General features: G+C 62.3%; 24 protein-coding genes and 1 pseudogene. 5 read left to right on the plus strand and 20 right to left on the minus strand.

What is annotated here, in order from left to right; genetic code table 11:
• Positions 1 to 228: 228 nt before the first annotated feature.
• Positions 229 to 936, minus strand: coding sequence for a transposase (locus tag NCT04_RS13125; RefSeq protein WP_244826396.1), 708 nt, complete (start codon positions 934 to 936; stop codon positions 229 to 231).
• 223 nt (positions 937 to 1,159) lie between these two features.
• On the opposite strand from NCT04_RS13125, the gene NCT04_RS13130 reads away from it, so the two are divergent.
• Positions 1,160 to 1,867: an OmpW/AlkL family protein gene (locus tag NCT04_RS13130; protein WP_370652139.1), complete on the plus strand. Its 708-nt coding sequence runs from the start codon at positions 1,160 to 1,162 to the stop codon at positions 1,865 to 1,867.
• 33 nt (positions 1,868 to 1,900) lie between these two features.
• Here the strand turns inward: NCT04_RS13130 and NCT04_RS13135 are convergent, their stop codons facing one another.
• Positions 1,901 to 2,131 carry a hypothetical protein gene (locus NCT04_RS13135; RefSeq protein WP_250465837.1) on the minus strand — a complete coding sequence of 77 codons (231 nt, stop codon included), beginning with the start codon at positions 2,129 to 2,131 and terminating at the stop codon, positions 1,901 to 1,903.
• A 29-nt stretch (positions 2,132 to 2,160) separates the two neighbouring features.
• Here NCT04_RS13135 and NCT04_RS13140 point away from each other — a divergent pair, with 29 nt between their 5' ends.
• A complete protein-coding gene (locus NCT04_RS13140; protein WP_244826399.1) occupies positions 2,161 to 2,538 on the plus strand; it encodes an ElaB/YgaM/YqjD family protein in 378 nt (125 codons plus the stop codon).
• Between the two features lie 42 nt (positions 2,539 to 2,580).
• Here NCT04_RS13140 and ugpQ read toward each other — a convergent pair whose 3' ends face one another.
• The 13 genes and pseudogenes from ugpQ to pilM all read right to left on the minus strand — a co-directional run bounded on the left by ugpQ (position 2,581) and on the right by pilM (position 15,050).
• Positions 2,581 to 3,330: a glycerophosphodiester phosphodiesterase gene (gene ugpQ / locus NCT04_RS13145; protein ID WP_250465838.1), complete on the minus strand. Its 750-nt coding sequence runs from the start codon at positions 3,328 to 3,330 to the stop codon at positions 2,581 to 2,583.
• 14 nt (positions 3,331 to 3,344) lie between these two features.
• The gene (locus NCT04_RS13150) at positions 3,345 to 4,430 is read right to left on the minus strand and encodes a sn-glycerol-3-phosphate import ATP-binding protein UgpC (RefSeq protein ID WP_250465841.1); all 1,086 of its coding nucleotides are present in this window, start codon (positions 4,428 to 4,430) and stop codon (positions 3,345 to 3,347) included.
• A gap of 3 nt (positions 4,431 to 4,433) precedes the next feature.
• Complete coding sequence (locus tag NCT04_RS13155; RefSeq protein ID WP_244826402.1) at positions 4,434 to 4,745, minus strand: antibiotic biosynthesis monooxygenase family protein; 312 nt, start codon at positions 4,743 to 4,745, stop codon at positions 4,434 to 4,436.
• Between the two features lie 69 nt (positions 4,746 to 4,814).
• Positions 4,815 to 5,660, minus strand: a complete 846-nt coding sequence (gene ugpE, locus NCT04_RS13160) for a sn-glycerol-3-phosphate ABC transporter permease UgpE (RefSeq protein ID WP_244826403.1) — start codon at positions 5,658 to 5,660, stop codon at positions 4,815 to 4,817.
• Positions 5,657 to 6,541 carry a sn-glycerol-3-phosphate ABC transporter permease UgpA gene (ugpA, locus tag NCT04_RS13165; RefSeq protein ID WP_244826404.1) on the minus strand — a complete coding sequence of 295 codons (885 nt, stop codon included), beginning with the start codon at positions 6,539 to 6,541 and terminating at the stop codon, positions 5,657 to 5,659. The genes ugpE and ugpA overlap by 4 nt, the downstream gene beginning before the upstream one ends.
• A 58-nt stretch (positions 6,542 to 6,599) precedes the next feature.
• A complete protein-coding gene (gene ugpB / locus NCT04_RS13170; RefSeq protein WP_250465843.1) occupies positions 6,600 to 7,925 on the minus strand; it encodes a sn-glycerol-3-phosphate ABC transporter substrate-binding protein UgpB in 1,326 nt (441 codons plus the stop codon).
• A 47-nt stretch (positions 7,926 to 7,972) separates the two neighbouring features.
• Positions 7,973 to 9,139: pseudogene (locus NCT04_RS13175) on the minus strand (deoxyguanosinetriphosphate triphosphohydrolase); the annotation flags it as partial.
• A 124-nt stretch (positions 9,140 to 9,263) separates the two neighbouring features.
• On the minus strand, positions 9,264 to 10,352 hold the full coding sequence (aroB, locus tag NCT04_RS13180; protein ID WP_250465845.1) for a 3-dehydroquinate synthase: 1,089 nt from the start codon (positions 10,350 to 10,352) through the stop codon (positions 9,264 to 9,266).
• Between the two features lie 8 nt (positions 10,353 to 10,360).
• On the minus strand, positions 10,361 to 10,867 hold the full coding sequence (locus NCT04_RS13185) for a shikimate kinase (protein WP_244828131.1): 507 nt from the start codon (positions 10,865 to 10,867) through the stop codon (positions 10,361 to 10,363).
• Positions 10,868 to 11,027: 160 nt separating this feature from the next.
• Positions 11,028 to 12,563, minus strand: a complete 1,536-nt coding sequence (locus NCT04_RS13190) for a type IV pilus secretin PilQ (RefSeq protein ID WP_250465847.1) — start codon at positions 12,561 to 12,563, stop codon at positions 11,028 to 11,030.
• Positions 12,560 to 13,402 carry a type 4a pilus biogenesis protein PilO gene (locus NCT04_RS13195; protein WP_250465849.1) on the minus strand — a complete coding sequence of 281 codons (843 nt, stop codon included), beginning with the start codon at positions 13,400 to 13,402 and terminating at the stop codon, positions 12,560 to 12,562. Before NCT04_RS13195 ends, NCT04_RS13190 begins: the two co-directional genes overlap by 4 nt.
• Positions 13,399 to 14,070 carry a PilN domain-containing protein gene (locus tag NCT04_RS13200; RefSeq protein WP_250465850.1) on the minus strand — a complete coding sequence of 224 codons (672 nt, stop codon included), beginning with the start codon at positions 14,068 to 14,070 and terminating at the stop codon, positions 13,399 to 13,401. Before NCT04_RS13200 ends, NCT04_RS13195 begins: the two co-directional genes overlap by 4 nt.
• Entirely contained in the window at positions 14,067 to 15,050 is a 984-nt protein-coding gene (pilM, locus tag NCT04_RS13205) for a pilus assembly protein PilM (protein WP_250465852.1), read from the minus strand. Before pilM ends, NCT04_RS13200 begins: the two co-directional genes overlap by 4 nt.
• 277 nt (positions 15,051 to 15,327) lie before the next feature.
• On the opposite strand from pilM, the gene NCT04_RS13210 reads away from it, so the two are divergent.
• Positions 15,328 to 17,733: a penicillin-binding protein 1A gene (locus NCT04_RS13210; RefSeq protein ID WP_250465854.1), complete on the plus strand. Its 2,406-nt coding sequence runs from the start codon at positions 15,328 to 15,330 to the stop codon at positions 17,731 to 17,733.
• Positions 17,734 to 17,753: 20 nt separating this feature from the next.
• Here NCT04_RS13210 and cyaY read toward each other — a convergent pair whose 3' ends face one another.
• Positions 17,754 to 18,074, minus strand: coding sequence for an iron donor protein CyaY (gene cyaY, locus NCT04_RS13215; RefSeq protein ID WP_244826413.1), 321 nt, complete (start codon positions 18,072 to 18,074; stop codon positions 17,754 to 17,756).
• A gap of 36 nt (positions 18,075 to 18,110) precedes the next feature.
• Here cyaY and lptM point away from each other — a divergent pair, with 36 nt between their 5' ends.
• The gene (gene lptM, locus NCT04_RS13220) at positions 18,111 to 18,398 is read left to right on the plus strand and encodes an LPS translocon maturation chaperone LptM (protein ID WP_244826414.1); all 288 of its coding nucleotides are present in this window, start codon (positions 18,111 to 18,113) and stop codon (positions 18,396 to 18,398) included.
• A 44-nt stretch (positions 18,399 to 18,442) separates the two neighbouring features.
• The gene (gene lysA / locus NCT04_RS13225) at positions 18,443 to 19,705 is read left to right on the plus strand and encodes a diaminopimelate decarboxylase (RefSeq protein ID WP_250465856.1); all 1,263 of its coding nucleotides are present in this window, start codon (positions 18,443 to 18,445) and stop codon (positions 19,703 to 19,705) included.
• Between the two features lie 47 nt (positions 19,706 to 19,752).
• Here the strand turns inward: lysA and msrQ are convergent, their stop codons facing one another.
• From msrQ to NCT04_RS13245, 4 genes are all read right to left on the minus strand, one after another.
• Positions 19,753 to 20,421, minus strand: coding sequence for a protein-methionine-sulfoxide reductase heme-binding subunit MsrQ (msrQ, locus tag NCT04_RS13230; RefSeq protein ID WP_250465859.1), 669 nt, complete (start codon positions 20,419 to 20,421; stop codon positions 19,753 to 19,755).
• A gap of 3 nt (positions 20,422 to 20,424) precedes the next feature.
• Positions 20,425 to 21,414: a protein-methionine-sulfoxide reductase catalytic subunit MsrP gene (gene msrP / locus NCT04_RS13235; RefSeq protein ID WP_250465860.1), complete on the minus strand. Its 990-nt coding sequence runs from the start codon at positions 21,412 to 21,414 to the stop codon at positions 20,425 to 20,427.
• 155 nt (positions 21,415 to 21,569) lie between these two features.
• Positions 21,570 to 22,781, minus strand: a complete 1,212-nt coding sequence (gene ccsB / locus NCT04_RS13240) for a c-type cytochrome biogenesis protein CcsB (RefSeq protein WP_244826418.1) — start codon at positions 22,779 to 22,781, stop codon at positions 21,570 to 21,572.
• Positions 22,782 to 22,785: 4 nt separating this feature from the next.
• The gene (locus NCT04_RS13245) at positions 22,786 to 25,023 is read right to left on the minus strand and encodes a cytochrome c biogenesis protein ResB (protein ID WP_250465863.1); all 2,238 of its coding nucleotides are present in this window, start codon (positions 25,021 to 25,023) and stop codon (positions 22,786 to 22,788) included.
• Positions 25,024 to 25,177 lie beyond the last annotated feature (154 nt).

Raw genomic sequence — 25,177 nt, forward strand, 5'->3', positions numbered from 1 at the left:
CGGTCGTGCAACGGGCGCGCTGCGCCGCAAAAACCGCCGGAAATCGAAATATACGCGACCAATCAAAGAGATGGCAAATAAAATATGATGATGCGTCACTAATTATCGATATGGTGCACGTATGCCCCAAAATATTGGTTCCATATCGGTATTGGGCAAAAAGAAACGGCGCGCCCGAATCTTCGTGCCGCCGTCCTGTTGAAGCGTCGTTATCCGCGATGCCCGTGGTTATTGAGATTGAGGCGTCTCGCGCACTTTACGCGGCCGTCCGCGCGGCAATGGCGACACGCGCCGGTTCGCCGCACGCGATGCCCAATCGCGGTACGCATCGCTGCCGAGCACCCAGCCTTTCAGTGTGGCTTGCAGGAGACGATTAGCCTCACGCTCGTCGAGCGGCTGATCGCACAACTCCTTGTAGGCATGCTGGCGTTCGAACGGCGTGTTGCCGAGCGACCAGAAAAGCGGATGATCGGTGATCAGTCCGTCGAGCGTCAGCCCGATATGGTGCCGAAAACTCGACCACTTGTAGTCCTGCGGCGCGGCAACCAGACCCGCGCGAACCGGCGCGGTTTCAACCACGCGCGTGGCAAGCAGGAAATAACGTTCACCCTCGATGACCGTTGCGCGATATCGCCCTTCCCACAACGTCCCGCGCCGCGTGTAACGGCGATTGAAATGCGCCACGTAACGACGCCCGACTGCCTGCATCGCCTTGGGGAGGCTCGATTCGTCGCGCGGCGTGACAAGCAGATGCACCGCCTGCGGCATCAACGCATATGCATGAATGGAAAGATGATGATCACGTGATGCAGTTCTCAAGCAGTCGATGAAAAGCTCGTAGTCCTGGTCGTCGACGAAGGCAGGTTGCTGGTCGAGACCGCGCAGGATGACATGCTGCGGCTGATCGGGAACATAAAGTCGTGCAAGCCGTGCCATTCTGGATATTCCATTGGTCGCGTTTGTGTTACCCCAATCGGGGACCTTGTGGAGATGTTGAGGCAGCGTGGACGAAACACATGCAAATGCCATGCAACACGATTCCAACGCCGCACACGTCTTAGGGAAAATGCTCTACGGCGACGCTATGGTTACTTTGAAATCTTATGCTCATAATGAGCGTGCTTTTCTGGAGGAGCACAAATTGAAAATAAAACAAGTCATGGTGGGAGCAGCGGCATTTGCGTGTGTAGCCAGCGCGGCGCACGCACAGTCGGCGGGTTCCTTCTACGCAACCGCTGGCTGGTTTCACTTCGCCCCGCAAGACAGCAGCGGCCCGCTCAAAGAGACAAGTGTAGGCGGATCTCCCGTCAATATCGACGTACAGGGCACGGGCGCTGGCATTTCAAGCGCGGATACGGCAGGCTTCACGCTTGGTTACTTTGCCACCGACCACATTGCGGCGGAATTCGAAATGGGCATTCCGCCCTCCTTCGACCTCGAAGGCACAGGCTCGTTCTCGCAATACGGCAAGCTCGGCAGCGCGAAACAATGGAGCCCAACGCTGCTTTTCAAATACTTCTTTAATGCTCCTCAAGCGAAGTTTCGTCCGTTCGTCGGCATTGGCGTAACGCGCACCTGGTTCACCGACGCCAAGATCACGAACTCATCGTTCGAAGGCAACGTCCTGCATGGTCCGACCTCCGTCGACACGGATAGTTCGTGGGCGCCGGTGTTCAACGTGGGCGCCGTCTATAACTTCACGGAGCATTGGTTCGCGGGTTTTTCCGTGTCGTTCATTCCGTTGAAGGCAACGGCGACTTTGAACTCGCAAGCGCAGACGCCGGTTGGCACGTTGAACGTGCAGTCGAAAGCGAAGATCACGTTGAATCCCATCGTGACTTATTTGCGTGTCGGCTATCGTTTCTAAGAACGCTGGATTAACCACGGCGTTCCCGAAATTTTATTTGCGGGCATGCAAATAAAAGCGCCGCCATGCATGAAGCGTGGCGGCATTTGATTTTACCGGCTCTTGTAAATGTGACCCGCGCATTTGCGGAGCTTGCGCATTTATTACGCTGTCGCAACGCCGTTCACCGACAGTCTTGCTGGTGACACGACCGTGCGCGCCCATGGGCATCGAATTTGCTGCATCATCGATTTCCCGCTCTTCGCGAGCGGTGTGGTCATCCATCCACGATTCATCCATCGACGGAGCGATCTATGAACGCATTGCCTAACACGCGAGACGCCATCGGAGATTCCTGGAGCAGCACCAACCGCCGTGCGCGCCGTATGGCGCGTCATGGCCGTGATGCCGCCGAGGACATCAGCGGCGAGTTGCGCGCGCTGCTTTCCGATCTCGAAGAAACGCTGTCGAACGGCGCATCGGCCGATGCCGCCATCTTGCGCAAGCAAATCAGTTCGCAACTGGACGGCGCACGTTCCCGTCTGAACGACACGCACGCCGCGCTCCGACAACGCGCCGGCGCTGCTCTAGACGACGCCGACGCGTATCTGCACGAAAAGCCCTGGCAGACGATTGCACTCGTCGGCGGCCTGGCGCTTGTCGCGGGCGTTTTGCTGGCCCGCGCTCGCTGACCGAACGAGCGGCGCCAGTATCAATGGCGCCGCGCGCGTCGTTCAACTTCCCGCAAGAAAATCCGCACCAATGATATCGATGCGATCGGTGCAGATCGCATCGACTCCCCATTGGGCGAGCAACTTCACGCGCTCAGGTTCATTCGGTGTATAGGCAAGTACGCGCAAGCCCGCGTCCCTGATTTCGCGAACGAGTGCTTCGCTCAAGTGCCGGTGACTCGCATGCAGCGACACGCATGAGAGTGCCGACGTCTGTTCGCGCCAGTCGACCGGAACTTCCTCGTACAGCATGCCGCGAGGAAGCTCTGGTGCCGCGTCGCGCGCGGCTTCCAGCGCCTCGTAAGAAAACGACGACAACAACGGCGCCGGTTCCGCACTCGCCCACAAGCGCGCCGCCTCACGCGCGACAAGCTCACCCGTCTCGACCTCGCGTCCGGGACACGGCTTGATTTCCACGTTTGCCGCCATGTCGAGTTCCGTGCAACGCGCGTGTACTTCAGCGAGCGTCGGCATATGCGCGCCCGCGAATGGCTTGCCGAACCACGAGCCCGCATCGAGTGCACGGATTTGCGCGTAAGTCATCGAGCGCGCGGGTCCATGACCGTTCGACGTGCGATCGACGTCATCGTCGTGCAGCAGAAAAACCACATTGTCGGCCGAGAGCTTTGCATCGAATTCGATCATGCGCAGACCGCGCCGCGCGCCTTCGTCGATGCCTTCGAGCGTGTTCTCGGGCGCGAGCTTGCCGCCGCCGCGATGCGCGACGATTGCGGGATAAGGCCAGGTTCTCATCGCGGATACTCCCTTCAGTTGACGCGCCGACCGCTCGCCGGATCGAAGAAATGCAGTTGTTGCGGCGGCACGGACACCGCCAGCTTTTCGCCACGCTGCGGCCGGTGCGTATGCGGCAAACGCGCCGCCACGTCGTGCTTGCCCCACTTGCCGTGCGCGAGATTGTCGGCGCCGAGCAGCTCGGTGGAATCGACATCGAGCGTCGCGCTCGCCGCGCCGACGATGCCCGGTGTCATATGCTCGGGACGAAGGCCGATGATCCACTCGCGGCCGTGCATCGTGCCGTTCAAACCGGCAGCGCCCGCAACCGGCAGCTTCGGTCCGCCGTCCGCCACCTCGAACGTCGAGCCGTTTTCCGACAAGCGCCCTTCGAGCAGATTCATCGCGGGCGAGCCGATGAAGCTCGCGACGAACACCGTCGCCGGCCGCTCGTAGACTTCGGTCGGCGCGCCGATCTGCTCGGCGTGTCCCTTGTTCATGACGATGACGCGTTGCGCGAGCGTCATCGCTTCGATCTGGTCGTGCGTAACGTAAAGGCTCGTGGTTGCGAGTCGCGCGTGAAGGCGTTGAATCTCGAGGCGCATTTGCACGCGCAGTTTGGCGTCGAGATTCGAGAGCGGTTCGTCGAAGAGGAACACGGCCGGTTCGCGCACGATCGCGCGGCCCATGGCAACGCGCTGACGCTGCCCACCCGACAGTTCGCGCGGCTTGCGCGCGAGCAGCGGTTCGAGTTCGAGAATGCGCGCCGCATTCGCCACCCGGCTCTCGATAGTCGCGCGATCCGCGCCGCCGATTTTGAGCGCGTAAGCCATGTTCTGCGCGACGCTCATATGCGGATAGAGCGCGTAGTTCTGGAACACCATCGCGATGTCGCGATCCTTTGGCTCCAGCTTGTTGACGACCTTGCCGCCGATCTGGATCTCGCCCTCGGACACGCTTTCGAGCCCCGCGACCATGCGCAGCAACGTCGATTTTCCGCAGCCCGAAGGACCGACCATGACGACGAACTCGCCATCCGCGATTGCCACGTCGATGCCGTGCAGCACGAAGTTCTTGCCGTCGTAGCTTTTCCTGACCGCCTTGAGATTCAACGCAGCCATCGATCAGTCCCGCAGCGCGCCGCACACCGTCGCGAAATGCGCGACCGCGATGCCCGGCTCATAGAAGCGATGCAGCAGCGCGCGCCATTGCTGGTAACCCGCCGATTGCCGAAAGCCCGGATCGTGCGCCGCGACCGAATCCCAACGCACGAGCAACACGTATTGCGAGCCGTTGCCGGCGTCCGCCCCGCGCACGAGCTCATGCGAACGATAGCCCGGCTGCGCCGCGATGATCTTCTGCGCTTCGTCGAAAGCGGCTTCGAATGCGCTTTCCTCGCCGGCCATGACCGGCAACTGCGCGATTTCGAGAATCATGTTTGAAGTCTCCCGTTTGAGCCCGAGCGGACGCTTTCTGTTCTCGGGCGTCATGCCAAGGTGGTTGGGTTATTTTTCCGAATCGACGAGGCCGCGCACGAACCAGCGCTGCATCGTCAGGACGACCGCGAGCGGCGGCAACATGGCGAGCAAGGTCGCGGTCATGACGAGATGCCACTCGGTCGCGGTATCGCCCGATGCGATCATGCTCTTGATGCCCACCACCGCGGTTTGCAGCGACTGCTCGTTGGTGATGAGAATCGGCCACAAATACTGATTCCAGCCGTAGATGAACGTGATGACGAAGAGCGCCGCGATGTTCGTCTTCGACAGCGGCAGCACGACATCCCAGAAGAAACGCAGCGGCCCCGCGCCGTCGATGCGCGCCGCTTCCATCAGTTCGTCCGGCAGCGTCATGAAGAACTGGCGGAACAGAAAGGTCGCGGTCGCCGATGCAATGAGCGGCAGCGTCAGCCCGGCGTACGTGTTCGACAGATGCATCGACGACACGACCTGCACCGTCGGGAAGATACGCACTTCCACCGGCAGCATGAGCGTGACGAAGATCAGCCAGAACGCTAAGTTCTTGAACGGAAAGCGGAAGAACACGATCGCATACGCCGAGATGATCGACACCGCGATCTTGCCGATGGAGATCACGAGCGCCATCACGAGGCTGTTGATCAGCATGCGTCCGAAAGGCGCCGCCGCGTTGCCGCTGCCGTGCGTCCAGATGTTCGCCACGTTTTCGAAGAGATGCGTGCTCGGCACGAGCGAGAGCGGCACGGTGAAGACTTCCTTCGAATTCATCGTGGCCGCGCAGAACGCGACATACACCGGAAACACGATCAGCGCGACGCCTACGAGCAGCACCGCGTGACAGAAGATATCGAAGCCGCGTCGGTTCTCGATCATGAATATTGCACCCTGCGTTCGACGAAGCGGAACTGCACGATGGTCAACGCAACGACGATCACCATCAGCACGACCGATTGCGCGCCCGAACTACCGATGTCGAGACCCTGAAAGCCTTCCGCGAAAATCTTGTAGATGAGCGTCTTGGTCGACTGCGCCGGGCCGCCGCCGGTGGCGGCGTCGATCACGGGGAAGGTGTCGAAGAATGCATAGACCAGATTCACGACGAGCAGGAAGAAACTCGTCGGCGAAAGCAGCGGCAGCGCAATGCCGAAAAAGCGTCGCACGGGACCGGCTCCGTCGATGGCCGCGGCTTCGATCAGCGACTGCGGAATTGCCTGAAGTCCCGCATAGAAGAACAGGAAGTTGTAGCTGACCTGCTTCCACACCGACGCGAGCACGACGAGAAACATGGCCTGCGTGCCGTTCAGCGCGTGGTTCCACACGATGCCCTGCTTCGCGAGCGCATACGTCACGAGCCCAATGCTCGGGTTGAACAGAAACGACCACAACACCGCCGCAATCGCGGGCGCGACGGCATATGGCCAGATGAGCAGCGTCTGATACGCTTTCGCGCCGCGCGTCACGCGGTCGGCGCACGCGGCAAGCAGCAGCGAGATCACGAGTCCCGACACGGTAACGAGCGCGCAGAAGATCATCGTCGTATTGAACGACGACAGATAAAGCGGGTCCGCGAAAAGCTGCTTGAAGTTCGCGAGGCCGACGAATTCGCTCGACGTGCCGAACGCGTCCTGACTTTGCGTGGATTGCCAGAGCGCTTCGCCCGCCGGCCACAGAAAGAACAGCGCGGTGATCGCGAGCTGAGGCGCAACGAGCAGATACGGCAGGACGCTCGTATCGAAACGAGACCGTTTTTCCATCGATGTTTCCTGAAACGGCGCCCGCGAGAAACACGCGGGCGCGCTGCGTCATGGGCGCTTAACCACCGCTCTTTTCGAAGCGGCGCAGCAGTTCGTCACCGCGCGAAACCGAAGAATCGAGCGCCTGTTGCGGCGTCTTCTTCTCCGCCCAGACCTGCTCCAGTTCTTCATCGACGACGGTGCGAATCTGCGGCATGTTGCCAAGACGCAAACCCTTGGTGAAGGCGAGCGGCGGCTTGTTCAGCATCTGCTTGATGGCGATATCCGCGCCGGGATTCTTGTCGTAGAACCCCTGCTTCTGCGTGAGTTCGTAGGCCGCTTGCGTGACCGGCAGATAGCCCGTGTCTTGATGCCACTTCGCCGCGACCGGCGGCGAGGTCAGATAAGCGAGAAACTTCGCGACGCCCTTGTACACGGCCGGGTCCTTGCCCGACAGCACCCAGAGACTCGCGCCACCGATGATCGCGTTTTGCGGCGCGCCCTTCACGCTCGCGTCGTAAGGCATCATGCCGACGCCGTATTCGAACTTCGCGAACTTGTTGATGGTCGCGCGCGAGCCCGACGAGTTCGTGATGATGCCGCAATCGCCGCTATAGAACTTCGAGACCGGCTCGTCCTTGCGGCCCACGTAGGTGAAGTTGCCTTCTTTCGCCATCTTCTGCAGGAAGGCGATATGCGCGACTTGCAGCGGCTTGTTGAAGTCGAGCTTGGCGTCGAGCCCGTCGAAGCCGTTGTTCTTCGTCGCGAACGGCGCCGCATGCCACGCGCTGTAGTTTTCGAGCTGAATCCAGCTTTGCCAGCCCGACGAATAACCGCACGAGTAACCGGCGGCCTTTATCTTCTTTGCGTCGGTTTCGACATCGGCCCAGGTCTTCGGCGGCTGGTTCGGGTCGAGTCCCGCCTTCTTGAAGGCGTCCTTGTTGTAGTACAGAACCGGCGTGGAGCTGTTGAACGGCATAGAGATGAGATGGCCGGTCTTCGCGTCGCTGTAGTAACCGGAGATGGTCGGCACGAAGGCCTTCTCGTCGAGCGGCACGCCTGCCTGCTTGAAGACGTCGTAGACCGGAACGACGGCTTTCTTGCCCTGCATCATCGTTGCCGTGCCGACTTCGTAGACTTGCAGGATCGCGGGCGCGTTGCCGCTGCGAAACGCCGCGATGCCCGCCGCGAGCGTCTGATCATACGTACCCTTGAACACGGGGACGATCTTGTAATCGCTCTGCGACGCGTTGAAGTCGTTGGCTATGTCGTTGACGCGCTCGCCGAGCGCGGCTTCCATGGCGTGCCAGAACTGGATTTCCGTCGCGGCCTGCGCTGCGGTGCTGCCGGCGAACGCGAGCACGGCAGCTGCTGCAATCGAGCGGAACGAGGGCATGCGTCTCATCGAGAAAGTCTCCTTGAATTGATTCTTGCGCGTTGAAACGCGCGATATTAGTTGTTGTCGATGACAAACAGGCGTTGATACTCCTTCAGTGCATAGCGGTCGGTCATGCCCGCGATGTAATGCGCGACGAGCCGCGCCTGCGAGCTGTCGTGCCCGGTTGAACTCGCGTCGTTGGCCGACTCCTCCACCGCGGCCTGACGCGCCTGATAAGCGGGCGGCAACAGGCGCGGGTCGTCGGTGAACGCGTCGAAGAGACCCGTCACGACGCGCTTCGCCTTGTTTGCCATGCGCATCACGCGATAGTGCCGGTACAGGTTCCTGAACAGAAAACGCTTGAGCGCGGCAGCTTGCGCGGCAATTTCATCGCTATGCGCGACGAGCGGCGGCGCGTTGCGGATATCGTCGATGGACTTCGGCGCCACGCGCGTGAGATTGCGGCTCGTCGCCTCGATCAGATCGACGATCAGCGTGTTGATGATGCTGCGAATGGTCTCGTGAATCAGCCTGCGTCCGCCGATGTCCGGATACGCGGCGCGCGCGACATCGAAATGCGTATGCCAGAGGCTGACTTCGGAAAGCTGTTCGAGCGTGATGAAGCCGGAGCGCAAGCCGTCGTCGACATCGTGATTGTTGTAGGCGATTTCGTCGGCGACATTGGCGATCTGCGCTTCGAGCGACGGCTGCTTGCCCGTGAGAAAGCGTTCGCCGAGATCGCCGAGCTTGCGCGCATTTTCGCGCGAGCAATGCTTGAGAATGCCCTCGCGCGTCTCGAAGCAGAGGTTGAGGCCGTCGAATGCGCCGTAATGCTCTTCAAGCTGATCCACCACCGCGAGGCTTTGCAGATTGTGCTCGAAGCCGCCGTGATCGCGCATGCATTCGTTGAGCGCGTCCTGCCCCGCGTGACCGAACGGCGTGTGGCCGAGATCGTGCGCAAGCGAAATCGCTTCGACCAGATCTTCGTTCAAATTCAGATTGCGAGCGACCGAACGCGCGATCTGCGCGACTTCGAGACTATGCGTGAGACGCGTGCGAAAGAGGTCGCCTTCGTGATTGACGAACACCTGCGTCTTGTATTCGAGCCGCCGGAACGCAGTGGAGTGCACGATGCGGTCGCGGTCGCGCTGGAATTCGGTACGGGCGGCAGGCGGCGCTTCGGCATACCGGCGTCCGCGCGACAACGCCGAATGCGCCGCGTACGGCGCGAGATACGCTTCGAACGAGCCCGATGGCGGCCCGCTCGACGGAAGTAGACTTTCTATTTCGCTCACCGGCTGCTCCGCTCAAGTCGTGGTTCCGGTTGTCTCCGGCATTGCCGCCGGGTCGGCGCCGATCCAATACTCAGACGCTTGCGGCGAGCGTCTCGCGCACGGCGTGGTCGGGCGCCTTTGCTATTTCAACCTCGCCGAAGCGGGTCAGCAGAATGAACTTGATCTCGCCGGCTTCGGCTTTCTTGTCGACCTTCATCAGATCGATATAACGCCCCGCGCCGAGCGTGGGCGCCACGACCGGCAGCTTCGCGGCTTCGATCACGCGCACGAGACGCTTACGCGCGGGTTCATCCAGTTTGCCGAGGCGCACGGAAAGATCCGCCGCCATCACCATGCCGCAGCCCACCGCTTCGCCGTGCAGCCATTCGCCGTAGCCCAGGCCCGCTTCGATGGCATGCCCGAAGGTATGACCGAAGTTGAGAATTGCGCGGCGTCCGCCTTCGCGTTCGTCCGACGCCACCACCGACGCCTTGATCTCGCACGAACGCTTGACCGCGTGAGCAAGCGCTTCTTCGTCGCGGTCGTTCAGCTTCGCGATGTTCGCTTCGATCCACTCGAAGAACTCGGCGTCCGCGATTGCCGCCGTCTTGATGACTTCCGCGAGTCCCGCAGCCAGTTCGCGCTCCGGCAGCGTGCGCAAAGCGCCGATGTCCGCGATCACCGCTTGCGGCTGATAGAACGCGCCGATCATGTTCTTGCCGAGCGGATGATTGATGCCCGTCTTGCCGCCCACCGACGAATCCACTTGCGAGAGCAAAGTGGTCGGCACTTGAATGAACGGCACGCCGCGCATATACGATGCCGCCGCGAAGCCGGTCATGTCGCCCACCACGCCGCCGCCGAGTGCGATCAGCGTGGTCTTGCGGTCCGAGCGTTCGCTGAGGAGCGCGTCGAAGATCGTGTTGAGCGTTTCCCAGTTCTTGTGCGCTTCGCCATCCGGCAGCACGACGGTCGTCACCTTCTTGCCGAGCGTGGCGAGTGCGGCGCGGAGTTCGTCGCCGTAGAGCGGGTCGACGGTGGTGTTGGTGACGATGGCGACCGACGCGCCCTTGATATGCGGCGCGAAAAGCTCCGTGCGACCGATGAGGCCCGCACCGATATGAATGGGATAGGCGCGTTCGCCCAGTTCGACGTCGACGGTAATCGAGGGGGAAATCATGACGGACATTATGACTGAGCCGGTTTGATGACGCCGGCCACCTCCAGTTGCATCAGGACCATGTTGACGAGCGCGTTGACGGTAGGTCGGCCGGTTTCCACGACGAAATGCGCGCACTCGTTATAGAGCGGATCACGCGTCTGAAAGAGCGCTTCCAGCTTGCCGCGCGGATCGTCGGTCTGCAAAAGCGGCCGGTTCTTGTCGCGCCGCGTGCGCTGCCAGAGATCGTGCGGATTTGCACGCAGATAGATGACGACGCCGCGATTCTTCAGATGTTCGCGATTCTCCGGACGCAGCACCGCACCGCCGCCCGTAGCAAGCACGATACCGCTCTTTTGCGACAGCTCGTCGATAACGTTGGCTTCGCGCTGACGAAAACCCGCCTCGCCTTCGAGCTCCCAGATCACCGGGATGCGCGCGCCAGTGCGCGCCTCGATTTCCTGATCCGAATCGATGAATGAGCGCTGCAAGCGGCGCGCAACCGCGCGGCCCACGGTGGTTTTACCCGCCCCCATGAGTCCGACGAAAAAGATGTTCGCGTTCGCGTGCCCTTCCTGCAACTCGGTTTCCTTCAAGTCAATCGAATTTTGTTCGTGCGGCAGCTTAAGGGCAAATAGCCCGCTTTGTCGAGTCGGGCCGCCCGCTCGCGGCCCCGCTTTCCGCTTCTTTCCGCCTTCATCCACTCGAAGCAATGACGTGCGGCGTAATCAGGATCACCAGCTCGTTGCGCGAGCTGCGGCGCGCGTCATGGCGAAACAGCCAGCCGAGCCACGGCAGCTTCGACAGTCCGGGCACGCCCGTGACGTCGTTGCGCTCGTCTTCCGAGTAGATGCCGCCGATCGCCACCGTGCCGCCGTCCTCGACCTCCACGCGCGTCTGGACGTGCTTGGTGTTGATGGCCGGACCCGCGTCGGTCTGCTCGCCGACGCTGTCTTTCGCGACATCGAGATCAAGAATGACGTGCCCGTGCGGGGTAATCTGCGGCTCGACCTCCAGTTTGAGCGCCGCGCGCCGAAACTGCACGCCGGAAACGCCGTTGCCCACTTTCGCCTGATACGGCAGCTCCGTGCCCTGCTCGACCAGCGCCTTCGCGCGGTCAGCCGTCACCACACGCGGCCGGGAGACTATCTGACCGCGTCCCTCGGCTTCGAGCGCGCTCAGTTCGATGTTCAGAAGCCGTGTGGCCTGAGCCGCGAACAGCGTGAGTCCGGCCGTGGCGGCGTCGAAACCGTTGATCGGCCGCGCCGATAAATCGTACACGACGCCGTCCTTGCCGCCCGAGAGACCGCGCGCCGGGTCGTTCACGCCCGCGACGCCCAGCTTGACGCCAAGCGTGCGCGAAATGCCCGCCTCGCCTTCCAGGATCTTCGCTTCTATCACGACCTGCGGCGTGGGTTTGTCGATCTGCGCGACGAGTTCGGCGATTTGCTTCACGCGCGCGTCGAGGTCCGTCACGAAGAGCAGATTGGTGCGCGTGTCGGCCATGGCGGAGCCGCGTTTGGACAGCACGCGCTGGCTCCCGGAGCCTGTCAGCAGCTTGCGGACGTCTTCCGCGCGCGGATAGCGCAGCACGAACGTGCGGCTTGCGAGCGGTTCGAGATCGGCGGCGCGCGCGTGCGTCTCGTAGCGCAGCTTCTCGCGTGCGGCGAGTTCCGCGAGCGGCGCGACCCAGATCACGTTGCCGTGCTGCTCCATGGCGAGGCCGTTCACGTCGAGCAGCGTGTCGAACGCGCGGCGCCACGGCACGGCGACGAGATTGATCGACACCTGGCCGCGCACCTTGTCGCTCGCGATGATATTGAGCCCGCTGAAGCGGGCAAACGCATGCAGCGCGGCACCCAGGTCGGCGTTCTTGAGATCGAGCGTGATCGGCTTGCCGTCGTCGGCGCTGCCGGTCGATTGCGTGCTCAGACGTTCTGGCTGCGGCATCGGCACGGGCGGGCCTTCGAGCGACTCGCTCGTATCCGTCGATGACTTCGCGGCAGCCACGGGCTCCGCACTCTGCGCGACGGGCGGCGACAAGAGCGCGGGCGGCGCGCTCGTATCGATGGCGAACTGGTCGGTCGGCAAGGTCTCGTAGCCCGCGGGCAACGGCGGCAAAGGCGCAATGGGTTCGCTTTGGTCGGCTTCGGCCCAGACCGCGTGCGACGCGAAAAGGAGCGCCAGCGCCAGAACGAGCCTCTTGAGACGAAAAGTTGGCGGCGCGATCACTTGCGGTCCTCCACGAAACTCAGCGTGCGCGAAGCGCCGTCGTCACTCGCGAGCTCGACCGCGCGCGGCCGCACGCGTCCGAGCCATTCGTCTCCGATCTTCTCGCCGGGCCGGAAGTCGCCAACGCCCTCGCTGCTCTGCATCAGCGCCATCGCGCGATGACGTCCGAGAAGCGTCCCGACGAGCAACAAGTCCGCGCTGCGCGAGAAGCCACCGGCGCTTTCCTTGCCGAACGGATCGATGACGAAGGCGTTCGTGCGCGCCGGTTCGGGCAGCGGCACGGCCGGAAGATCGTCGTGGATGCGCAAGGTCGTATCGATGGAAAGTACACCCGACTGCCGCCGGATTTGCACGCCTTCCGGTATGACGAGACGCGGCAAACCCGCGAGCGCCTCGATGAACCGCTTCATCTCGGCAAAGCCGCCTTCCGCGCGAAACCGGAGCGCGCGCGGTGCCTGGGCCTCGGCGAGTTTCGTCTGAAGCGGCTCGATCTCCGTTACGTGCAACCCGCTTTGCGCGGCGAGACTGGCTACGGCGTGCAGCGCATCGGCGGCAGTCCAGTGTTCGGGGTTCAGACCGCCCGCCGCCACGCGTTTGCGCAGATCGGGCAATTGCGCCTCGATACCGCGCAGTTGGCCTGCTTTCTCCTGCGCGGCGGAGAGCGCCGCGTGGCTTGCATCGAGATCGATCAGACCGGCCGCGCGCCAGCCCTGCACGCCGATGACGCAGATGATCGCCGCGAGAAGCATCGCGCCGCAGAGCGTCCATCGAAGCGGCCATTCATGGAAGGCCGCGACTGAGCGCAGACGGCCGGCATCGTTAAAGGACATCGTGTTCATTGACTGCTCCCGTGAGCGGTGTTGGTCGTGCGGCGGACGGCGAGCGCGGGTTGCGCGGTCTTTGCCGCCGCCGCGGTTTTGCGTGCGTAGCGCACCAGCGCCGTGAATTCGTAGCGTTCGACGTTCGATACGGCATCGCGCCTCGCCGGCGCCGGCGTGGTTGGCCGCCGCTTCATCTCGATCACTTCCACCGACTGCACGTCGCGCACGTCCTCCAGACGCTTGAGCCAGTTCGCCGCCGCTTGCGAATCGGGCGCGAGCGCCGCGAGTTCGACTTCGTCGGTCCGTTGCGAGACGCGTTGCAGCTCGACGCCGGGTTGCCGGGGCGCGTCAGCCAGCGCGTCGAGAAGCGCGAGAAAACGGTCGCGCGGCGCGGCAAGCGGTTGCGCGTTTTGGCGCGCGCGCCGCCGATCGGCTTCGGCACGCGTGAGCCGTGCGTGCTCTTCGAGCTGCGCGCCCGATGTCCGTAGCGACGCTTCCAGCGCGAGACGCCGTTCATCCAGACGCGCGCGCTGCAAGGCATCCCAGCCCGCGACCGCGCCGACCGCCGCGCATCCGGCAAGACTCGCCGCCGCGAGAATCGCGAGCCGCTGACGGCGCATCTCGCGGCGCTTGCGCAAGCGGTAAGGAAGCAGGTTGAAGCCTTCGACCACGCTCGCGCCGCTCATTGCAGCACCTCGCGCAACGCCAGACCGAACGCCACCGCGAAGAGCGGCGAATGTTTGAGCGACGCATCGATGCCCGCCACGCCATTGCAATACGGCGCGCACTCGAACGGCAGCGCCGGGCAGCCGAACATCTTCGCCAGCGCGGGAAGTGGCAGCGCGGCCTGCGCCATCAGGTCCGCTTCGCCGCCGACGTACACGCAGTCGAGCGGCGCATCGGTGCCGGCGAGATCGCGGAGCGCGTCGGCGAGACATGAATGCTCGGGCGCCGGATACCGCACTTCGGACTCGACGCCGTGAGCGCCGGCGACCCAGCCGTGCAGCCCCGTCTTTTCGAGCCAGCAAAACATGAAGCGCGCATCCGGACCGAGCTCCACCTTGCCGGAATGACGCATTGCGCGCATGGCGGCCGCCGGTTCGCCGTCGATGGCGGACAGCGCGATTCCCGCCGCAGCCGCCGTTTCGACGCGCGCCTCGACATGCCGGCGCGCAGTGGCGGCAATCGCGACTTGCGCGCGGCCGTCCTCCAGTGTTTCGACTGACCAGTCGACCGCGAGCGCGCCGCGTTCGATGCCCGAGATGCGCTCGGCCTCCGCGAGCACGGCGGGTTCGAGCACGCCGCGCGGATCGCCGTCCGCCACGAGCGCGGGCGCATCGCGCGTCTCCAGCAACGCGGTGAGCGGCACGCGCGTGGTGAGCGTCGCGGACGACGGCAAGCCCATTGCGCAACGCAGCGCGCGCGACACGCCGTTCTGCGGCAAGCGCTCGACGGTATCGCAGAGCGCCGCGATCACGGCGGCGCGATCGACGAACTCGCCGTCGATCACCGCGCCCGGTTCGAGCGCCACCCAATCGATATGCTCGACGCACACCGCCGAGGGCGAACGCACGCGCTTGCTGAGCACCACTATCCGCACCGCGCTTTCGCTCACATCGATACCCGCTGCAAAGCGGCGCGTAACTGTCAATAAGGCCTTGTTCATGACTCACTCCATCGTCTCTTGCGCGCCGAACCTTTCGAGCGCTTGCACGAGAAGAATTGTGGTGAGCCGCGCGTCTTTCGAACATTCAGCCAAATGGCTAACGCGTGTGTTTGGCGCGTTTCAGAGGTGCTTATCCGCACGATCCCGCGTATCTTGAAGGGACGAAGTTCCGAAGCAGGAGAAACGGGACCGAAGCACGCCCGCGATTCGTCGCAAGTCTTAAGAAAGGCTCGAAACCCGGACGGCTATAATCCCGAGACTGTTTTTTGGTGGTGCCATGCAATCCTCTTCCCCGACCAACCCGCCATCCAAACCGCCCGAAGGTCAGACGACCAGGCGACCGTGGTATTTGCGGCTGCTTTCCGCGCTTGTCATCAGCTTTTTCGCGCTAATCGTTTGCGCGGCGCTCGTGCTCGGGTATGCGCTCGTCGTCGCGATGCCGAACCTGCCTTCGCTCGATGCGCTCACTGACTACAAGCCGAAGGTGCCGCTGCGCATCTATACGGCGGATCACGTGCTGATCGGCGAATTTGGCGAAGAGCGGCGCAGCGTCGTGCGCATTCGCGACGTGCCGGACCATCTCAAGAAAGCGGTGCTCGCCATCGAGGACTCGCGTTTCTACGACCACGGCGGCGTCGATCTCACCGGCATCCTGCGCGCGGGCACGGTGGCGCTGTCGAACGGTCACGCGTCACAGGGCGCAAGCACGATCACCATGCAGGTCGCGCGCAACTTCTTCCTGTCGAGCGAGAAGACCTACACGCGCAAGATCTACGAGATGCTGCTCGCTTACAAGATCGAGCGCGCCCTGACGAAAGATCAGATTCTCGAGGTCTATATGAATCAGATCTATCTCGGACAGCGCGCGTATGGTTTTGCGAGCGCCGCCCGGGTGTACTTCGGCAAGGATCTGAAGGACATCTCGCTCGCGGAAGCCGCCATGCTCGCCGGTCTGCCGAAGGCGCCGTCGGCCTATAACCCGGTCGTGAATCCGAAGCGCGCGAAGGTGAGGCAGGAGTACATCCTTCAGCGCATGCGCGAACTCAACTTCATCACGCAGGACGAATACGACCAGGCGAAGAATCAGCCGCTCGTCGTGAAGGGACAAGGCCGCGAGTTCAGCGTGCATGCCGAATACGTCGCGGAAATGGTGCGGCAGATGATGTACGCGCAGTACAAGGAAGAGGCGTACACGCGCGGTCTGAATGTCGTGACCACGATCGATTCCGCCGATCAGGACGCCGCCTACCGCGCGGTACGCAAGGGGCTGATGGACTACGAACGCCGGCATGGATATCGCGGGCCCGAGGGTTTCATCGATCTGCCCGCGAATGCGGACGACCGCGAGCAGGCTATCGACGACGCGCTTGCCGAGCATCCGGACAACGGCGAGATCGTCGCGGCGGTGGTCACGTCGGCGAGCACGAAGGAAGTGAAGGCGAGCTTCATCGACGGCAACGTGGCGACCATCAACGGCGCCGATCTGCGCTTCGTCTCCAATGCGCTCTCCACGCGCGCACAGCCCAATGCCCGCATTCGTCCTGGCGCGATCGTGCGGCTCATGAAGAACGACGACGGCGAGTGGATCATCACGCAGTTGCCGCAAGTGGAAGGCGCGCTGATCTCGCTCGTGCCGCAGGACGGCGCCATCCGCGCGCTCGTGGGCGGTTTCGACTTCAACAAGAACAAGTTCAATCACGTGACGCAAGCGTGGCGTCAGCCGGGATCGAGCTTCAAGCCGTTCATCTATTCGGCGTCGCTGGAAAAAGGCTTGTCGCCCGCGACCATCATCAACGATGGTCCGCTCTTCTTCACCGCCGCCGAAACCGGTGGTCAGGCGTGGGAGCCGAAGAACTACGGCGGCGGCTTCGACGGACCCATGACCATGCGCTCCGCGCTGCAGAGATCGAAGAACATGGTGTCCATCCGCATTTTGAACACCATCGGCACGAAGTACGCGCAGCAGTACATCACGCGCTTCGGCTTCGACGCGGACCGGCACCCCGCGTATCTGCCGATGGCGCTCGGCGCGGGTCTCGTCACGCCGCTGCAGATGGCGACGGGCTACGCGGTGTTCGCCAATGGCGGGTATCGCGTGAATCCGTATCTGATCGCCGATATCACCGACCCATACGGCGCGGTCGTGTCGCATCCGCAACCGCTCGTCGCGCAGCAAAGCGCGCCGCTTGCCATCACGCCGCGCAACGCGTTCGTGATGAATAGCCTTTTGCAAAGCGTCGCGCAGCACGGGACGGCGGCCAAGACGAATCAGTTGAAGCGCACCGACCTCGCAGGCAAGACCGGCACGACGAACGATTCGCGCGATGCCTGGTTCGCGGGCTATCAGCGTTCGCTCGTGGCGATTGCGTGGATCGGCTATGACAATCCGCGCACGCTCGGCGACAAGGAAACGGGCGGCGGTCTCGCACTGCCCGTGTGGATGGATTACATGACGCGCGCGCTGAAGGGCTTGCCCGAGTACAAGCCGATGACGCCGCCCGACGTGACCTCGCTCGGTGGCGAACTGTACTTCGACGACATGACGCCGGGCCACGGCTTCATCGCGACAATCGGCGTGAGTCAGGCGTCGTCGGCCGCGGGCGTGTCGGGCGTCACGGCTCCGGCGCCCGAAGTCGGCGAGCAGGAAAAGCAGGACATCATGAATCTGTTCAAGGGACAGTGACGTTCCTTGCCGGGCGCGCCTTACTTCGCTGAAAAGCGAACGGGCTCGCCCGCCTGTTCGGTCGAATACTTCGTGAGCGTGGCGAAAAACTCGCTGTTGTCGCGTGTGTCGCGCCAGGCGCCATCCACGTATTTGTAGTGAAAACCGCCCGCCTTCGCGGCTAGCCAGATCTCGTGTTTCGGCGGCTGAAGATTGACGATCACCTTCGTGCGGTTCTCGAATTCCAGCGTGAGCACATTGCCGCTACGCTCGAATTCGATATCGGCTTCAGCCCGATCCACAGCACGTTCGATGGCCGTCAGCGCGGCCTCTGCCAAGCTCAGGTATTCCTGGTCTGTCATGCTAAACTCCATCGATTCAATGGTACAGGGACGGTCATGCGAGTCGTTTTCAGGATGAGCGCGATTGTAGCGGCTTTGAGCATGAGCGCCGCGGCAACACTCGCACTCGGCGGTTGTGGACAACGTGGTCCGCTCTATCTTCCCACTGTCCCGCCACTGCCGCAGCGTCCTAGCGACCTTCAGGATACGCCGCCTTCCGCTTCCGTCGACAAGGCAAGCGCTGCATCGGCTGCGAGCGAGACTGGCGACATTCCCGATACCTCCGGCGCGCCGCTGTCGCTTTCGCCGGACACCACTCTGAAACCGGCGCCCGCCGGGTACTGACCTAAGCCTCACGCGCACCAAGCCGCGTACATCCGAATCCACGCATGAACGATTCCGCATTCCACTACGTCGACGGCGCGTTGCACGTCGAAGGCGTCCCCGCCGCGTCGCTCGCGGAACAGTTCGGCACGCCGCTTTACGTCTATTCGCGCGATGCACTGACGCGCGCCTATCGCGCTTACGCCGATGCCTGCGCGGGCCGAAAGGCAACGGTGCACGTCGCGGTCAAAGCGAACAGCAATCTCGCGGTGCTCAACGTCTTCGCGCGCCTGGGCGCGGGCTTCGACATCGTGTCGTCGGGCGAACTGGCGCGTGTGCTGGCTGCGGGCGGCAAGGCTTCCAACACGGTTTTCTCGGGTGTCGGCAAGAGCGCGGCCGAGATGCGCGAGGCGCTCGAAGCGGGCGTGAAGTGCTTCAACGTCGAGTCCATTCCCGAGTTGCACGCGCTCAACGAAGTCGCGAAGTCGCTTGGCAAGAAGGCGCCCGTGTCGCTGCGCGTGAATCCCGATGTCGACGCCAAAACGCATCCGTACATCTCCACCGGTTTGAAGTCGAACAAGTTCGGCGTGGCCTTCGGCGACGCGCGCGCGACGTATCGTGAAGCGCGTGACATGGCGAATCTCGATGTCGTGGGTATCGACTGTCATATCGGTTCGCAGATCACCGAAGTGAGCCCGTATCTCGATGCCGTCGACAAGCTGCTCGACCTCGTCGAACAGATCGAGTCCGACGGCATGAGCATTCGTCACGTGGACGTCGGCGGCGGTCTCGGCATTACATACGACGACGAAACGCCGCCGGATATCGGCGACTTCGTGCGCACGTTGCTCGCGCATTTCGCAGAGCGCGGCCACGGTCAGCGCGAAGTGTATTTCGAGCCGGGACGCTCGCTCGTCGGCAATGCGGGCGTGCTGCTAACGCGCGTCGAGTATCTGAAGCCGGGTGAAGAGAAGAACTTCGCTATCGTCGATGCCGCGATGAACGACCTCGCGCGTCCCGCCATGTACGAGGCGTTTCATCGCATCGTGCCGGTCATGGAACGCAAGGCAAGCGCGCGTTTATACGATGTCGTCGGCCCGGTTTGCGAAAGCGGCGACTGGCTCGGACGCGATCGTGAACTGGCCGTCGAGCAAGGCGACTTGCTCGCCATTCTTTCGGCGGGAGCGTATGGCTTCGTCATGAGCTCGAACTACAACACGCGTGCGCGCGCCGCTGAAATCATGGTCGATGGCGAACGCGCGCGCGTGGTGCGCGAACGCGAAGAAGTGAAGCAGTTGTTCGCGGGCGAATCCATTTTGCCGGACTGAATCTTCGTGCCGTGAGCCAAAAAAGCGATGCCGTGGCATCGCTTTTTTTATGCGCTCAACCGGCGTCGCTCGATTCGTCCTTTGAGCCACGCGATCAGCCGCCAGCCCAGCAACACGATCACGATTGCGCCGTAAATCTTCGGCAAGGCGAAATCGTGCTTGCCGGCCTTCATCCACCAGAAATGCAGGATGGCCAGAATAGCGACGAGATAGATGATCCGATGCAGCATCTGCCAGCGGCGGCCGAGCCTGCGGACCATCGCTTTCGGCGATGTCACCGCGAGCGGTATCAGCAACACGAACGCGGCGAAGCCCACGGTGATGAACGGCCGCTTGCCGATGTCCTTCAACATCGCGGCGACATCGAACCACTTATCGAACCAAATGTATGTCGTGAAGTGCAGCACGGCGAAGAAGAACGCGTAAAGGCCGATCATGCGGCGAAAGCGCACGAGCGCCGTCACGCCCGTGAGCCGGCGCACCGGCGTGATGGCGAGCGTGATGCAGAGATAGACGAGTGTCCAAAGGCCGGTCGAACGCGTGATGAACTCGATCGGATTCGCGCCCAGTCCGCCCATGATGCCGAGCAACACAATGCGCGCCAGCGGATAGAGCGCCGCGATGAACACGATCACTTTTGCGGGCGCGATCCAGCGCGGCCCGGACCGCACGTTCGCGCGCGTTTGCGATCCCTTGAGTTCGGATGCAGTGGGCATCGTTCAGAAGTTTTTCTTGAGGTCCATGCCCTGATAGAGCGACGCAACCTGATCGCCATATCCGTTGAACATGAGCGTCTTGCGCTTGGGCGCAAAGAAACCGTCCTCGCCAATACGCCGCTCCGTCGCCTGACTCCAGCGCGGATGATCCACGCCAGGATTCACGTTGGAATAGAAGCCGTATTCCGTCGGCGCGTATAGATTCCAGCTCGTCGGCGGCTGCTTTTCAACGAAGCGAATCTTGACCAGCGACTTCGCGCTCTTGAAGCCGTATTTCCACGGCACGACGATACGCACCGGCGCGCCGTTCTGATTCGGCAGCACTTCGCCATACAAGCCGACGGTGAGCAAGGTGAGCGGATTCATCGCTTCGTCCATGCGCAGGCCTTCGGAATACGGCCATTCGAGGATCGGCGTCGAAAGACCCGGCATCTGCGAAGGATCGGCAAGCGTGATGAACTGCACGTACTTCGCGCTGCCCGTGGGCTCCGCGCGCTTGATGAGCTCGGACAGCGAGACGCCGATCCACGGAATGACCATCGACCAGCCTTCGACGCATCGCAGGCGATACAAACGTTCTTCGAGAGGCGCGAGCTTCAGAAGCTCGTCGATGTCGTAGGTTTTCGGGTTCTTGATCGCGCCTTCGACCGACACTTTCCACGGCCTCGGCCGCAACGTGCCCGCGTGTTCGGCGGGATCGCCCTTGTCGGTGCCGAACTCGTAAAAGTTGTTGTAGCTCGTGATGTCCTTGAGCGACGTCGCCTTGTCGAGCGCGATGAACTTCGGATTCGCCTTCGCCGCGAGTTTCTGGCCCTTCGCATCCGGCGATGTAAACGCTGCATTCGCGATGCCGCTCACGCCAGTCAAGCCGGTCGCCGCCAGCACGCCGATCGAACGCAGCGCACGCCGCCGATTCTCGAACACATCGCGCGGCGTGATTTCGTGCGCGGCGATATCGTCACCATAAAGCGCGCGATTACGTCTGATCCACATGGAGCCATACTCCCTTTGCTTGCGCGGCATTGGATACGCCGCCCATCCATTCATATACGTGCAAACAGCAAACCGGATGCCGCTATTCCATCACAAGACAAAAAAAAACCGCCAGCGCGACGCATGGCGGTTTCTCTTCTTTCGATGCTGCGAGATCAGAGCTTGCCGTAACTGTGCAGTCCCGAAAGGAACATGTTGACGCCCAGAAACGCGAAGGTCGTGACGATCAATCCCGTCAGCGCCCACCACGCCGCCGCCGCGCCGCGCAGGCCCTTCATCAACCGCATGTGCAGCCACGCCGCGTAGTTCAGCCAGACGATCAGTGCCCACGTTTCCTTCGGGTCCCAGCTCCAGTAACCGCCCCACGCTTCGGCGGCCCACAGCGCGCCGAGAATGGTCGCGATGGTGAAGAACGCGAAACCGACCGCAATGGACTTGTACATCACGTCGTCGAGTACTTCCAGCGACGGCAGACGGTCGGCCAAAAAGCCGCGCTGCTTCGCCAGATACGCGACGGAAACCATTGCGGAAAGCGCGAAACTGCCGTAGCCGATGAAGTTCGCAGGTACGTGAATCTTCATCCACCAGCTCTGCAGCGCGGGCACGAGCGGCTGAATCTGCTGCGCGTCGCGGGCAATCGAATACCACATCAGGAAGCCGACCGCCGCGCTGATCACGAGCAGCACGAACGCGCCCATCTGACGCGTCGCGTAATGCTGTTCGTAGTAGAGATAGAACAGTGACGTGATGAGGCAAAACAGTACGAACACTTCGTACAGGTTCGAGATGGGGATGTGTCCGACATCCGCGCCGATCATGTACGACTCGTACCAGCGCACCATCAGGCCCGTGAAGCCCATGAGCACCGCGACCCACGTCATGCGCGAGCCGATTGCTCCGCCCGTCTGCGAGCGCGACACGAGGCCGATCCAGTAAAAGAGCGTCGCCAGGATGAAGAGCGCGCTCATCCACAGAATCGCGGATTGGCTCGACAGGAAGTATTTGAGGAAGAAGTTGGTTTCGGCGCGCGCGAGGTCGTGCTGATAGAGCTGAATCGAGAACAGCGACATGACCGCGATCGTCGCAATGAGCAGCCGCGCCGGTTTCCAGCGCCAGCCGAGCACGACGAAGGTCGGCACCGCGGCGACCAGCACCGCCATGTCGTACACGTCCATGAACGCGTGATAGCGGTTGAGCGCGAAGCCCGCGCCCGCGACCATCGCGATGGCGAACAGCCAGTCGATTGCGCCCAGGCGTTTGAGGAACGGACGATCGTCGAAAACGGCGACATCGGGCAGGCCCGACGACGATGATGCCGGACGTTCCGTCTTGGGCTGCGCGTGGGAGGAGGTCTGAGAAAGGTCCATGATCTTACCGTGTTGATACTTCCGAGCCGGAGGCCGCGGATGGCTCGTGTGTTTGCGTCGCCGATGCTTTCGACGGATGCTGCGCCGCCGGATCGATTGGCGTGGTCCCGAGCGCCGCCGCGACCGTCGCGCGCGTACGCTCGAATTCCTTCTCGAAATCGAGCGTGCGGCGCGCCGTGGACATTGCCATCAAAACGCTCGCACCGCCTTGCCCTGAATCTTTGAGCCAGAACCAGAGCCGGCGTTCACGCACGTAAAACATCGAGAAAATGCCGAGCACGAGCAGGAGGCTGCCAAGATACACCACTTTTTTGCCCGGTGCGCGCGTTAGCTGGAATACCGATGCTTGCACCTGTTTGAAGGTGTCGAGCTGCAAAAATACCGGCGATCCGTACAGAAAGCTGTCGGAAAGCGCGTTGATGGACGACTGAACGAAGGCGCTGTTTTTCTCGTCCACTTTTGCGGCCGGCTCGCCGTTTTGTTCGCGGGAAATCTGCCAGACGTCCCACATTGCGCCTTCCAGCATGCGCATGAGCAAACCGGCGGCCTTTTTTTGCTCGCCCTTCGGCACCGAACGATCGATGAACGCCGCGATACTTTGAAATCCGCCGCTCATTTGCGGATTCGTGGACCCGTTGCCCGATTCATCCGCGCCGGCGAAAAGATTTAGCACGCGGATCGCGCTTTCGTCCAGGTGCTTCTGCAAATCGCCGTTATCCTGCGGCACGGAACGCTGCGCGAACCGATGCGCAGCCTCGATGCGCGTCGCGGGCGTGGCAAGCGCGGCGCGCAGATTCATCCATTCCTTCACCGTGCCTTGCTCGTCGGCAGGAATGCGCAAGTAGCGGAACGGATCGCTTGGGCTCAGGCGCATGCCGGCGAGGAACATCCGCTGACCGCTGACATCGACTGGCAACATGTAGTTGCTGTACTCGCGCGCCTGACCGTCCGTGCCGCGCACCTTGTACTGCACCGATGGGCCGATATTGCGCAGATCCGTCGGCTTCGACGTCTTTGCGCCGGAGCCGAGGCGCTCGTCGAACGCATCGCGCAAGGTTTCCTTCTTGCCGACGCCGCGTGCGTCCGGCGCACCGTTGCCGTCCGTCATGTTTTCGACGTTGATTGCGCGGAAATCGGTGAATTCGACCGTTTGGCCTTGCGCACCGGCAATCTGCTGATTCACGGGCGCAGTGCCGCCGATCGTACCGTTGAAGGGCGTGGTTTTCGCGCTGCCGCCGCTCATGGGCCAGGCGGTCATCTGCATCTTCGAGCCGCCGTCCTGAAAACTCGACTGATAGATCGACACGCCGTCGTACGTGAACGGCTTGTTCACTTCGACGCGTGCCGGAATGCGCTTGCCGGTCTTGTGGTCGATCACCACGATGTCGCTCGCGAACAGCTTCGGCATGCCGGTCGAGTAGTAATCGACGATGAATTTGTCGAGTTGAATCGAGAACGGCAAGTCCTGAATGATCGAGCCGTCCTGCTGATTCAAGATTGCCGTGCCGACGTATTGACCTTCCGGGACCCACGCGTAACCGCGAAACGTCGGATTCGACACGGACAGGCGATGCTCCGCCGGAATGTCGTTGATGACCGCGTTGGTCTGAATGGGCGTCTTGTTGAAGAGCCACATCTGCAGCTTGATGGGCAGATTGCTGTCGAGCAGCCCGCCGACGCAAATGATCACGATAGCCAGATGCGCCGAGATGTAGCCGATCTTCGTGAGCGCCCCGCGCTTGCCCGCGATGAGCGTCGAGCCTGCGTCAATCTGACGCGTGACAAAGCGATAACCCATCTTCGCGGAAAGACGTTCGAGCGTGGCGGCCGTCTGCGCGCGATCCGCGCTGACCACGAATTCACCCTTGTGATGAAACGCGCGCAAGCCGCCTTCGTGAACGCGATCCTTCCAGCTCTTGAGGTCCGCGATCATTTTCGGGCCGTTGCGAATGACGCATAGCGAGACCGAAATCACGAGAAAGATCAGGATCAGCATGAACCACCACGCGCTGTACACGGTGTAGATGCTGATGCCGCGGAAGATGTCCGCCCAGAACGGGCCGAACTGATTGACGTAGTTGGGGTACGGGTCGTCTTGCGTAAGCACCGTGCCGATGATGCTTGCTATGGCCAGTACGACCAGCAAGGCGATGGCGAAGCGCATCGAACTCACGAGTTCGACAAAATGCCTGACCGCGCGACGGCTCGACTTCGACTGCAATCCCGATGTGGTGACGCTCATTCAAACTCCGACTGACAGCAAAAAAGGGTGGCGACGCGAGCGGTCTCGTCGACCGACGTCCCACCCTTTTCTTGTTTTCGCGCCGGCCTCGTTGGACCGGCTGCTTAATGTTTGCTCAGTGGCAACTTACGGGCAACGCTTGGGCCAACTCAGT

The sequence above is a fragment of the Caballeronia sp. GAFFF2 genome (assembly GCF_023631485.1).
In the GTDB taxonomy this organism is placed as follows: Bacteria; Pseudomonadota; Gammaproteobacteria; order Burkholderiales; family Burkholderiaceae; genus Caballeronia.

Excerpts from the sequence above, each read along its gene's own strand:
- NCT04_RS13125 (WP_244826396.1), bottom strand. The coding sequence starts at position 936 with ATGGCACGGCTTGCACGACTTTATGTTCCCGATCAGCCGCAGCATGTC.
- NCT04_RS13130 (WP_370652139.1), top strand. The coding sequence starts at position 1,160 with ATGGTGGGAGCAGCGGCATTTGCGTGTGTAGCCAGCGCGGCGCACGCA.
- NCT04_RS13135 (WP_250465837.1), bottom strand. The coding sequence starts at position 2,131 with ATGGATGACCACACCGCTCGCGAAGAGCGGGAAATCGATGATGCAGCA.
- NCT04_RS13140 (WP_244826399.1), top strand. The coding sequence starts at position 2,161 with ATGAACGCATTGCCTAACACGCGAGACGCCATCGGAGATTCCTGGAGC.
- ugpQ (WP_250465838.1), bottom strand. The coding sequence starts at position 3,330 with ATGAGAACCTGGCCTTATCCCGCAATCGTCGCGCATCGCGGCGGCGGC.
- NCT04_RS13150 (WP_250465841.1), bottom strand. The coding sequence starts at position 4,430 with ATGGCTGCGTTGAATCTCAAGGCGGTCAGGAAAAGCTACGACGGCAAG.
- NCT04_RS13155 (WP_244826402.1), bottom strand. The coding sequence starts at position 4,745 with ATGATTCTCGAAATCGCGCAGTTGCCGGTCATGGCCGGCGAGGAAAGC.
- ugpE (WP_244826403.1), bottom strand. The coding sequence starts at position 5,660 with ATGATCGAGAACCGACGCGGCTTCGATATCTTCTGTCACGCGGTGCTG.
- ugpA (WP_244826404.1), bottom strand. The coding sequence starts at position 6,541 with ATGGAAAAACGGTCTCGTTTCGATACGAGCGTCCTGCCGTATCTGCTC.
- ugpB (WP_250465843.1), bottom strand. The coding sequence starts at position 7,925 with ATGAGACGCATGCCCTCGTTCCGCTCGATTGCAGCAGCTGCCGTGCTC.
- aroB (WP_250465845.1), bottom strand. The coding sequence starts at position 10,352 with ATGATTTCCCCCTCGATTACCGTCGACGTCGAACTGGGCGAACGCGCC.
- NCT04_RS13185 (WP_244828131.1), bottom strand. The coding sequence starts at position 10,867 with ATGGGGGCGGGTAAAACCACCGTGGGCCGCGCGGTTGCGCGCCGCTTG.
- NCT04_RS13195 (WP_250465849.1), bottom strand. The coding sequence starts at position 13,402 with ATGAACACGATGTCCTTTAACGATGCCGGCCGTCTGCGCTCAGTCGCG.
- NCT04_RS13200 (WP_250465850.1), bottom strand. The coding sequence starts at position 14,070 with ATGAGCGGCGCGAGCGTGGTCGAAGGCTTCAACCTGCTTCCTTACCGC.
- pilM (WP_250465852.1), bottom strand. The coding sequence starts at position 15,050 with ATGAACAAGGCCTTATTGACAGTTACGCGCCGCTTTGCAGCGGGTATC.
- NCT04_RS13210 (WP_250465854.1), top strand. The coding sequence starts at position 15,328 with ATGCAATCCTCTTCCCCGACCAACCCGCCATCCAAACCGCCCGAAGGT.
- cyaY (WP_244826413.1), bottom strand. The coding sequence starts at position 18,074 with ATGACAGACCAGGAATACCTGAGCTTGGCAGAGGCCGCGCTGACGGCC.
- lptM (WP_244826414.1), top strand. The coding sequence starts at position 18,111 with ATGCGAGTCGTTTTCAGGATGAGCGCGATTGTAGCGGCTTTGAGCATG.
- lysA (WP_250465856.1), top strand. The coding sequence starts at position 18,443 with ATGAACGATTCCGCATTCCACTACGTCGACGGCGCGTTGCACGTCGAA.
- msrQ (WP_250465859.1), bottom strand. The coding sequence starts at position 20,421 with ATGCCCACTGCATCCGAACTCAAGGGATCGCAAACGCGCGCGAACGTG.
- msrP (WP_250465860.1), bottom strand. The coding sequence starts at position 21,414 with ATGTGGATCAGACGTAATCGCGCGCTTTATGGTGACGATATCGCCGCG.
- ccsB (WP_244826418.1), bottom strand. The coding sequence starts at position 22,781 with ATGGACCTTTCTCAGACCTCCTCCCACGCGCAGCCCAAGACGGAACGT.
- NCT04_RS13245 (WP_250465863.1), bottom strand. The coding sequence starts at position 25,023 with ATGAGCGTCACCACATCGGGATTGCAGTCGAAGTCGAGCCGTCGCGCG.